Raw genomic sequence first — 5,764 nt, 5'->3', positions numbered from 1 at the left:
GGCCCGGCCGGTGCGCCCGCCGTGCACGTCGCCCGCGTCCAGCAGGGCGCCGGCGTGCCGCAGGCCGCGCGGCCGGCCGCGGAAGGGGCGGCCGTCGACGGTGACGGTCCCGCCGGTCGGGTCGGCCAGGCCGAGGACCAGCCGCAGGGTGGTGGACTTGCCCGCGCCGTTGGGGCCGAGGAAGCCGGTGACCCGGCCGGGCCGGACGGTGAAGGAGAGGCGGTCGACGGCGGTGCGGACGCGGGTGCCGCGGCCGTAGCGCTTCGTCAGCTCGGTGACTTCGATCATGGACCCCACGGTGCCCGGGGGAGCCGGGCGGCCGCATCGGACCGGTGGTGACACCCTCGGCGAGGCATGTCACGCGCAGCCGTACAACCACGGGTGGATGGCGGCGGCGCCGACCGTGGTTACGATCCCGATCATGGAATCGACCCCCGCCCCGCCGCTGCTCCGGCGCGTCCCGCCCGAGGTCTGGGTCGGCCTCGCCTGGTGCGTGGCCGCCGGCTACCCGGCCGTCCGGCTCGGCGGCGCCGCCGCTCAGCACCCCGGCGCCGCCGCGCACGGCGGCTGGGCGTTCACCCTGGCCGACACGGTGGTGGCGTTCGCGGGCGCGGCGCTGGTGCGACGGCTGCCGGTGCTCTCCGTCGCCCTGCTGCTGGTCGCCGCGTTCACCGAGACGGACGGCTGGTCGGCCGGCGCCGAGGTGCCGCCCGGCGCGCTGTTCGCGGTGGACGCCGCGCTCTGCCTGATCACCGCGAGCCGGCCGCGGCGCAGCTCGCGGGCCGCGTTCGCGCTGGTCATGCTCTTCCTGGTGCTGCACATCGGCCTGGTGCGCGGCAGCACGGTGGGCATCTTCACCGGCACCCACATCGGCTCGGCGGACGGCGCCGCGCTGCTCGCGCTGGTCGCCTGGCTGGTCGGCCGCTCGGTGCGGCAGAGCCGGGAGCACGCCGAGGCGCTCAGTGCCCGGGCGGCCGAGGAGGCGGTCACCGCCGAACGGCTGCGGATCGCCCGGGAGATGCACGACACCGTCGCGCACAGCCTCGGCATCGTCGCCCTCCAGGCCGGCGCCGCCCGCCGGGTGATCGACCGTCGGCCGGAGCGGGCCAAGCAGGCACTGGGCGAGATCGAGGACGCCGGCCGGGACACCCTGGCCGCGCTGCGCCGGATGCTGGTCGTGCTGCGCCGGGCCGACGGCGAGGCCTCGGCCACGGTGCCGCAGGGCCTGTCCGACCTCGACCGGCTGGCCGGGGTGACCACGGCCGCGGGGGTGCGGGTGGAGGTCCGGCGGCACGGCGAGCCGGGGCCGCTGCCGCCGGAGGTCGACCTCGCCGCGTTCCGGATCGTCCAGGAGTCGGTCACCAATGTGCTGCGGCACGCGGATGCCGGGGCCTGCGTGGTCGCGGTGGACCACCGGAGGGCGGGGGAACTGTCCGTCGAGGTCACCGACCGGGGGCGCGGACGGGGGCGGGACCGGGGTGCCGGGCCCGGTGGCGGGTTCGGGCTGGCCGGGCTGCGGGAGCGGGTCGCCCTGCTGGGCGGGGAGTTCGAGGCCGGGCCGCTGCCCGGGGGCGGTTTCCGGGTGGCCGCCCGGCTGCCGGTGCCGGTGCTGTCCGCGTCGGTGCCGTCCGCGTCGGGCGGGGAGGTGGCCGGGTGATCCGGGTGGTGCTGGCCGACGACCAGCCGCTGGTGCGCGCCGCGTTGGAGATGGTGATCGCGGAGACGGCGGACGTCGAGGTGGTCGGCGAGGCGGGCACCGGGGCGGAGGCCGTCCGGCTGGCCGCCGAACTGCGGCCGGACGTCGTGGTGATGGACATCCGGATGCCCGGTATGGACGGCATCGAGGCGACCCGGCTGGTGACCTCCGACGGCGGGCCGACCAAGGTGGTGGTGCTCACCACCTTCGACGAGGACGAGCACGTGTACGCGGCGCTGCACGCGGGGGCGTCCGGCTTCCTGGTCAAGGACATGGCGCTGGACGACATCCTCGGCGCGGTGCGGGTGGTCGCCGCGGGGGACGCGCTGATCGCGCCGAGCGTGACCCGGCGGCTGATCGGGGCGTTCGTCGGCGGCCGCCCGCCGCAGGCCGGTGCTGCTCTGCCCGCCTCTGTTTCGTCCGCCTCCGTCCCCGCCGGGGTCGAGCGGCGGCTGGCGGCGATCACCGGGCGCGAGCGGGAGATCCTGACCCTGGTCGGCCGGGGCCTGTCCAATACCGAGATCGCCGCCGAACTGGTGCTCAGCGTCGCGACCGTCAAGACCTACATGACCCGGCTGCTGGCCAAGCTCGACGCCAGGGACCGGGTGCAGCTGGTGATCCTGGCGTACGAGGCGGGCCTGGTCGCCGTGTCCGGCTGACCGGGCCCGCCGCGGGAACGGTTCGGCGCTCGATCGCGGCGCGCCGGTACTCGATCGCCGAGCACCGACGCCCGATCGCTTGGTACCGGTGCTCAGCGCTTGATCGCCACGCCCGCGTACATCGCGATGTCCTGGTCGCGGACGGGCGCGGCACCGGCGTCCGGCCGCCAGTGGTGCACCAGCGTGACGCCCGGGTCGAGCAGCTCGTAGCCGTCGAAGAAGGCCTCCGTCTCGGCCTTGTCGCGGATCTGGAGCGGGATGCCGCGCGCGTTGTACTCACGGCCGACGCCGCCCACCCCCACCGGGTCGGTGTCACCGGTGAAGACCGTCAGGGCGAGGAAGCTGCCGGGCGCCAGGGCGTCCATGAAGCGGCGCACGATGCCCTGCGGGTCGTCCTCGTCCAGCACGAAGTGGACGATCGCGATCAGCGACAGCGCCACCGGCTGCGAGAGGTCGAGCACCTCGCGCAGCCGGGGGTTGCCGATGATCGACTCCGGGTCGCGGAAGTCGGCGTCCACGTAACAGGTGCGGCCCTCGGGCGAGCTGTCCATCAGGGCCCGCGCGTGGGTCAGCACGATCGGGTCGTTGTCCACGTACGCGACCCGGGCCTCCGGGGCGATCGCCTGGGCGATCTCGTGCACGTTCGGCGAGGTCGGGATGCCGGTCCCGATGTCGAGGAACTGCCGCACGCCGTACTGCTCGGCGAGGTGGCGCACCGAGCGCTGCATGAAGTCGCGGGTGGTGCGCATCGAGACCGGCAGCGACGGCCAGGCCTGCACCGAGGCGTGCGCCGCGACCCGGTCCGCCTCGAAGTTGGTCTTGCCGCCGATGAGGTAGTCGTAGACCCGGGCGGAGTGCGGGACGTCCATCCGCAGGTCCACCGATGGGTAATCCTCGCGCGGACCGTGCTCCGCCCGGATCTCGTTCGCCATGCTCGTTCTCCCGCTACTGGGCACCCGTCACCGGCCGCCGTGACGGCGGTCCGTGGTGCGCATGGTAACGGTCCTCCGGTACGACGGGATGACTGGGGTGACCGGGGTGACCGGCCCTCAGGACCGGGCCTCCGGGTGCCTCGGTTCGAGCGCGGAGGCCTCCGACTGGCGGGGTATCGCGGCGGTGGCGGCGTCGCCCCGGCCGTGGGCCGCGAGTTCGAGCGCGGCGCCGATCCAGGCGGCGCCGAAGGCCCAGGTCGCCAGCCACTCGCCCAGGTACAGCGGTTGGACCGACCAGTCGGAGCCCACGCCCGTCATCCCGGCCAGGACGGCGAGCGCCAGGGAAGCCAGGATCACCACCCCGGCCACCAGGTAGGCCGTGCCCACCCGGGCCGGCTGGGCGGAGCGGGGATTACGGAAGGAGTAGAGGCAGAACATCGCCAGCATGACGAACAGCAGGCCGGCGAAGGCCAGGTGGAACGCCCCGACGGTGCGCTGGAGGGAGGACGCGCCCTCCGGCGCCACCGGGCAGAGCGCGACCCCGACCGCGAAGAACCCGGCCGCCGTGCTCCAGCGGTCGTCCCGGCGGTCGTAGCGGTAGCAGATCAGGAACACCCCAAGGGCGCACAGCGCGCCGACGAGGATGTTCCGGGTGCCGGTGTAGTACGCGCCGCTCATCGAGCCCGGCCAGAAGCCGTCGGTGCTGCGCCCCGTCAGTTGGGCGGCCAGCCAGTTGCCGAACGGCAGGGCCGGCGGCAGCAGGATGCCGATCAGGCCCACGCCGAGGCGCAGGATCGCGATGGTCCGGACGTCCTGGACGCTCTGCCGGAAGCCGGGGGAGTTCTGCGTGCGGGAGTCGTGCGTCACGGACGCCTCCTTGCCGTTCGCACGGGCGCGGGGCCCGCTGGTCCTGCGGCCGCCGGGGACGGCGCGGGGCGGCGCGGACGGGCGCCGCCCCACACCTGAGCGACCGTCAACTGGTGTACCCGCATCCGCGTTCGAAGCACCACCGATTTGAGCGGTTTACGCCCGCGATGACCGTCCGGAGATCTCTTGGCCGCCGTTAACCACGGCTGCGACGGACGTTCCGGTTCAACTCCTCGCCGGAACCCCGGGAAACCGGCTCCGACCAGCCCAACCGCGCCTGACCGAGCCGGAATTGAAACGTACGATTCCCTTCCGAACGGCGACCGGATCTGACAGCATCGTCCGCTGTCCGGCGACCGGTCGCCGCCGTCCTGCTGCGCCTCGTGGAGGAGATCTTGGCCACCAAGGCCGGCCGCCCCGGCACCGCTGCCGTCCCCGCCGTCCCGGGTCCCCCCGCCGTCCCGGGTCCCCCCGGGCCCGCCGGGCCCGCCCACCGCCCGGCGCGCTGGGTCCGCACCCGGCTGCGGGCGAGCCCGGCGGCGGCCCTGCTGACGGCGGCCCTCGCCCTCGTCACCGTCTTCCTGGCGGTCGCCGCCCCCCGCCTCGCGGACCGGGGCGCGGACGCGGCGCTGCGCGACTACGTGCGGCAGAAGGGCATCCACGCGACCAGCCTGCACTTCACCTCGCGGACCGCACCGGCCGACACCGCCGCCGGCCTCGACGCCGTCGACCGGGAGCTGGTGGCCCGGGTCGGCGCGCGGACGGCGCTGGCCCCGGAGCGGCTGGCGCACGGCGCCCGGACCGAGAGCGACGTGATGCTCAACCCGGGCTACCGCCGGGTGAGTCACGACATCCCGCCCCGGCTGTCCCTGATCGTCCTGCACGGCCTCGCCGACCGGGTGACCCTGACCGAGGGCAGCTGGCCGGGCCCCGCCACCGCCGGCGCCCCGGTGCCGATGATGGTGAGCCGCGCGGCCGCCGAGCTGATCGGCCTCAAGGTCGGTGACGTCGTCGACAACGGCACCGACGGCTCCGGCGGCAGCCGGTCCACCGTGGTGACCGGCCTCTACCGGCCCAACGACCCGCTGGACCCGTTCTGGGTCGGCATCGGCTGTCCGGACCGCCCCTGCCTGGCGCTCGGCGCGGAGCACGGCAACTGGCACGAGGTCACCGGCTTCGTCGACGGCGGCAGCCTGACCGCGCTGACCACCTGGAGCAGGTCCGTCCAGAACTTCTGGCGGGTGTCCGTCGACCCCGCCCCGCTGCGCGCCGACCGGCTGGCCCGGGCCCGCGCCGACGTCCTGCCGTTCCTGTCCGGGCCGGGCGCCGACGCCCTGGCCGCCGCGACCGGGCGCGCCGACCTGCGGGCCGTCTCGACCCTGCCCGTCATCCTCGAGTGGGCGGCCGAGCGCCACCGGGCCGCGACGGCGCTGAGCGCGATCGGCCCGGTGGGGGTCGCGGGCGTCGCCGCGGTGGTGCTCTGCCTGGCCGCCGCGCTCGGCACCGACCGGCGTGCCGCCGAGCTGCGGCTGCTCCGGGCCCGCGGCTGCTCGCGCGGCGGGGTGGCGCTGCGGCTGCTCGGCGAGGGCGCGGTGACCGTGCTGCCGGCC

Annotated in this window: 5 protein-coding genes and 1 pseudogene; 3 read left to right on the top strand and 3 right to left on the bottom strand. The window is 75.5% G+C overall.

Annotated elements, in window-relative coordinates:
* Positions 1 to 288, bottom strand: a 288-nt coding sequence (locus tag ABZW03_RS36245; RefSeq protein WP_355268323.1) for an ATP-binding cassette domain-containing protein, incomplete at its 3' end; no start/stop codon positions are given.
* 133 nt (positions 289 to 421) lie between these two features.
* On the opposite strand from ABZW03_RS36245, the gene ABZW03_RS36240 reads away from it, so the two are divergent.
* Entirely contained in the window at positions 422 to 1,657 is a 1,236-nt protein-coding gene (locus tag ABZW03_RS36240; RefSeq protein WP_355268320.1) for a histidine kinase, read from the top strand.
* A 5-nt stretch (positions 1,658 to 1,662) separates the two neighbouring features.
* Positions 1,663 to 2,355, top strand: a complete 693-nt coding sequence (locus ABZW03_RS36235; protein WP_355268326.1) for a response regulator transcription factor — start codon at positions 1,663 to 1,665, stop codon at positions 2,353 to 2,355.
* 92 nt (positions 2,356 to 2,447) lie between these two features.
* On the opposite strand, the gene ABZW03_RS36230 is transcribed toward ABZW03_RS36235, so the two are convergent.
* Positions 2,448 to 3,287 (bottom strand): SAM-dependent methyltransferase, encoded by an 840-nt coding sequence (locus tag ABZW03_RS36230; RefSeq protein ID WP_355268317.1) that lies wholly within the window; start codon positions 3,285 to 3,287, stop codon positions 2,448 to 2,450.
* Between the two features lie 117 nt (positions 3,288 to 3,404).
* Positions 3,405 to 4,154 carry a hypothetical protein gene (locus ABZW03_RS36225; RefSeq protein WP_355268314.1) on the bottom strand — a complete coding sequence of 250 codons (750 nt, stop codon included), beginning with the start codon at positions 4,152 to 4,154 and terminating at the stop codon, positions 3,405 to 3,407.
* A gap of 383 nt (positions 4,155 to 4,537) precedes the next feature.
* On the opposite strand from ABZW03_RS36225, the pseudogene ABZW03_RS36220 reads away from it, so the two are divergent.
* Positions 4,538 to 5,764: pseudogene (locus ABZW03_RS36220) on the top strand (hypothetical protein); the annotation flags it as partial.

It is taken from the genome of Kitasatospora sp. NPDC004799 (assembly GCF_040609095.1).
Lineage (GTDB): Bacteria > Actinomycetota > Actinomycetes > Streptomycetales > Streptomycetaceae > Kitasatospora.
The sequence above is the reverse complement of the archived record's forward strand: the minus strand, read 5'-3'. Positions and strand labels throughout refer to the sequence as shown.